General features: G+C 69.5%; 3 protein-coding genes and 1 pseudogene. 2 read left to right on the plus strand and 2 right to left on the minus strand.

Annotated features, from left to right (window positions below; genetic code table 11):
- Positions 1-309: pseudogene (locus HY68_RS43745) on the minus strand (hypothetical protein); the annotation flags it as partial.
- A 281-nt stretch (positions 310-590) separates the two neighbouring features.
- Positions 591-830 carry a chaplin gene (locus tag HY68_RS14225; RefSeq protein ID WP_041988776.1) on the minus strand — a complete coding sequence of 80 codons (240 nt, stop codon included), beginning with the start codon at positions 828-830 and terminating at the stop codon, positions 591-593.
- Between the two features lie 266 nt (positions 831-1,096).
- Between HY68_RS14225 and HY68_RS14230 the strand changes: the two genes are divergently transcribed.
- Together HY68_RS14230 and HY68_RS45095 are read left to right on the plus strand one after the other, a co-directional pair.
- Entirely contained in the window at positions 1,097-2,263 is a 1,167-nt protein-coding gene (locus HY68_RS14230) for a DUF3344 domain-containing protein (RefSeq protein WP_041988778.1), read from the plus strand.
- A 66-nt stretch (positions 2,264-2,329) separates the two neighbouring features.
- Positions 2,330-2,899 (plus strand): glycosyltransferase family 4 protein (locus HY68_RS45095; protein WP_241778568.1); only part of this gene is annotated, 570 nt, incomplete at its 3' end.

Below are 2,899 nucleotides of genomic sequence, written 5' to 3' on the forward strand. Positions count from 1 at the left end.
CTTGTCCAGCGCGTCCTTGACCGCCTTGGTGTTCTCCGTGACCTGATCCGGCGTGAGCTTGCCGCCGTCGGCCTTCAGTACGGCGGTGAGCAGGTCGGTGACGGGCGCGAGTACGCCGCCGACGTCGCCGAGCGCCTTGGTCTGTGAGGTGAGCGCGTCGGCGCCGGGGACCGGGGCCAGCGCCTCGGCGCCCGCGCTGTGCGCGGCGTGGTGGGCGGAGTAGGTGGCTGCGGCGGGACCTGCCGTGCCGAGGACGAGGGCTGCGCAGACGGCGGCGGTTGCGGCGCGGCGGGAAACCAGGGGACGCATGCAGGGTCCTTTCAGGGACGCGTCGGGAACGTTGCTTTCACCGTGGGTTCCGCGCGTACAGCCCGCAACCGTTCCCTCACCCTGTGCGCTGACCGCCAACCGGCTGACTTACCCGCGCTGACCTGCGACGACCCGATCGGTCGGATGATCACACCCAGGGCCGGTCGGGTGCTCGTTCGGCCCAAGGCCCCGAGGGTGGAGGGCGCGTGGACGCAGAGGAGCCGCCCTGCCCGTGAGGGAAGAGCGGCTCAGCTGGGACGTCGCAACGACAGGGAAAGCTGTCAGTTGTTGACGCAGGTGTTGCCGAAGGTCGGGTTCAGCAGGCCGATGACGTCGACGGTGTTGCCGCAGACGTTGACCGGGATGTGGACCGGAACCTGGAGGACGTTGCCGGACAGGACGCCGGGGGAACCGACGGCCGCACCCTGGGCGCCACTGTCGGCAAGGGCAACGCCGGACGCGCCGGCGACAGCGGCAGCCGCCGCGGTGGACAGAACAACAGCCTTGGCGATACGCGACATGGGGGAGGGCTCCTCGGTGGTGAAAGAAACGACACGACGGGCGCAGTTGCCCGACACACCGATCAACGCCGAACGGGTCGATCGGTTGCGCCCCCGAATGAGTGAACCGCTTTTCCGGCCCGGTCGAACGGTTGTGCATCGACGCGGTTCCGGGCCGTTCCGAGTGCTTTTGTACGTTCAGAGCGTTTCCGCGCGTTAGACGTGATTTTCAGCTCACCCTCTGTAAGGGTGCCTTCTTGTTTCGGCATTCGGACGGAGAGCCTGTTATGCGGAATTCCGCGGTTCATGCTGTACGGCGTGGTGTGCTCTGCGCCCTGACGGTTTATCTGCTGTCGGCGGCGGCTCCGCCCGCTCCGACTGCCACACCCGCTGCCACACCCCCCGCCACGCCCGCTCCCGCCGCCGGGCCCCGCGAGGCGTCCCGGATCCCGTTCGCCGAGCGCTACTCGACGGTGCAGCACGGCGGCATCGTCCGGGCGGCCAACTCGGCCATCAGCTGCCGTTCGGCCGACGGCGCGGCGTGCACGTCGGCGCGTACCGGTTCCGGCACCGGTGCCAGGGCCGCCAACCACGACTTCGACATGTTCTACACGGACGTCGACAAGGACCCGAACACCTACAACTCCACCCGCGCCGAACTGCGCGTCCCGAAGGGCGCGACCGTCAGCTACGCCCGGCTGTACTGGGGCGGCAACCTCCGGGTCGGCGAGCAGAAGCCGCCGAAGGACAACGGCCGCGTCCTGGTCGCCGAGCCCGGCGGCGCCTACAAGCAGGTGCTGGCCGACAGCCTGATCGGGCACCGCGTGGTCGGCGGCGCGGACGCGTACCAGGCGTCGGCCGACGTGACACCGCTCGTACGCGCCAGCGGCCCCGGCATGTACACCGTGGCGCAGCTCAACGTCGCCATGGGCAAGTCGGGGGTGGGCGCCTGGGGCGGCTGGACGCTGGTCGTCGCCTACGAGAAGGACGACGCGCCGCTGCGCCGCATCGCCCTCTGGGACGGCTTCGAGTCCTTCGACGCCGAACACCACAGCGGCCATGTCGACTTCGGCGAGATGCGGGTCCCGGCCGGCGGCTCGGGGCTGCTCGGCGTCGTCGCGTACGACGGTGACAACGGCATCACCGGAGACTCGCTGAAGGTCGTGACGAACGCCGCCGGGCCGAATTCCGCTTCGCGCCGCGACAAGGGTGTGTCGCTCACCAACAAGTCAAATAAATCTGGTGATGTGATGAACTCAAGCATTACGGACGCGGGTTCGAGCCAGATCAAGAGACAACCAGCTTATGCGAACAATCTTGGCTACGACTCAGATGTGTTCGATTTGAAAGCCGCCTTTTCGCGTGGCGGAGATCGATTTGGCGTTCGATTCGGTACGGGGCGTGACTCCGTCTGGCTCGGTGCGTTTTTCGTAGAAGCAGAAGCTCGGCACTGAGTTTCGTGCGCCCCTGGCCTGGCCCGGAAGCGCACCCCTGAATTCGGACACGGAAAAGAGTCGCGCGTGCAGCCACAACGGCACCGGCCCGGGACCGGCTTCACGGCACTCCATCTCGTCCAGCCGGTCGACGGCGGTGTGGCCAGAGTGGTCACCGACCTCGTCCGGGCACAGCTGGACAGTGGGGTACGCGCGGTCGTCGCGTGCCCCGACGAGGGGCCTCTCCCGCAGGCGGTGGCCCGGCTGGGCGCCGACGTGCGGGTGTGGCGCGCGGTCCGCAGCCCCGGCCCCCGGCTGCTGGACGAGACGCGTCAGGTCTCCCGACTGGTGGACGAGGTGCGGCCCGACCTCGTCCACGCGCACAGCGCCAAGGCCGGGCTCGCCGGCCGGCTCGCCGTCCGAGGCCGCGTCCCCACCGTCTTCCAGCCGCACGCCTGGTCCTTCGAGGCCGTCGGCGGGGTGACGGCGGGGCTCGCCCTGCGCTGGGAGCGCTGGGCCGCCCGCTGGACCGACCGCGTCATCTGCGTCAGCGACGCCGAACGGCGCACCGGCGAGCGCGCCGGTGTCGACGCCGAATGGACCGTCGTACGCAACGGCGTGGACATCACCCGCTTCGGTCCGGCGGCGGGAGCGGCC

It is taken from the genome of Streptomyces sp. AcH 505, from assembly GCF_000818175.1.
Lineage (GTDB): Bacteria > Actinomycetota > Actinomycetes > Streptomycetales > Streptomycetaceae > Streptomyces.

Bases quoted from the DNA above. Each gene is read 5' to 3' on its own strand.
- HY68_RS14225 (WP_041988776.1), bottom strand. From the start codon at position 830: ATGTCGCGTATCGCCAAGGCTGTTGTTCTGTCCACCGCGGCGGCTGCC.
- HY68_RS14230 (WP_041988778.1), top strand. From the start codon at position 1,097: ATGCGGAATTCCGCGGTTCATGCTGTACGGCGTGGTGTGCTCTGCGCC.